Raw genomic sequence first — 872 nt, 5'->3', positions numbered from 1 at the left:
GCCATCGACGTGTTCGGTATGGTCCCTCATAAAAATGTCACGCCGAGCGACATCCGGGCCATACCTTAAGACCAGCTTCTCGAGATAAATCCGATGACGCGCGGTCAGGCAACGTCAACCAGATCGTCCGTCAGACGGGGCAAGCCCCGAACAACAAACGATCCTTAAGGCATGAGCATCTGATGCTCATCCGGATCAATCTTCTCTTCACGATATAGGCAGAACAGGCACAGACGCTGCTGCGTCGTGCAAACTTTGTTTTTCTTCAGAAGACATCATCGCCGCCAGTCTCGACACCAATCGATTTGGTGGAGCTGAGCGGGATCGAACCGCTGACCCCCTGCTTGCAAAGCAGGTGCTCTCCCAGCTGAGCTACAGCCCCATCAGCTCGATCGCCCGGATTACTCCAGGTTCGGCAACTTTCCGCGTCTGCCGTTCTTTCCCAACCCCCCACTCACAAAAGCAAATGGTGGGCCCGGGAAGACTTGAACTTCCGACCCCACGCTTATCAAGCGTGTGCTCTAACCAACTGAGCTACGGGCCCATTCTCGTCAAACCGGTCCAGTCTAAACTGGATCGACGCGGTTCTTTGTCTTCTTGAAGAAAGAGAAACGTGGACGGCGAGAGCTCGCCATACCGTCGTGACCGTAGTCTACGCGGCGTATTGCGTTTCGATGGTCACCTGACTGGTGCCATCTATGTTCTAAAAAGCACGGGAAGGTTCATCCAGGATCATGTCCCGGCGCCTTACCAATTCCACAGCTTCCTTAGAAAGGAGGTGATCCAGCCGCAGGTTCCCCTACGGCTACCTTGTTACGACTTCACCCCAGTCGCTGACCCTACCGTGGTTAGCTGCCTCCTTGCGGTTAGCG

The 872-nt window shown here is 55.0% G+C and carries 2 tRNA genes and 1 rRNA gene; all 3 read right to left on the bottom strand.

Annotated features, from left to right (window positions below):
• Positions 1-306: 306 nt before the first annotated feature.
• A tRNA-Ala gene (locus ACFPWW_RS13210) sits at positions 307-382 on the bottom strand.
• Positions 383-467: 85 nt separating this feature from the next.
• Positions 468-544, bottom strand: a tRNA-Ile gene (locus ACFPWW_RS13205).
• A gap of 227 nt (positions 545-771) precedes the next feature.
• Positions 772-872 (bottom strand): 16S ribosomal RNA (locus ACFPWW_RS13200); the annotation flags it as partial.

This window comes from Rhizobium sp. GCM10022189, assembly GCF_042656325.1.
GTDB lineage: Bacteria > Pseudomonadota > Alphaproteobacteria > Rhizobiales > Rhizobiaceae > Rhizobium.
The sequence above is the reverse complement of the archived record's forward strand: the minus strand, read 5'-3'. Positions and strand labels throughout refer to the sequence as shown.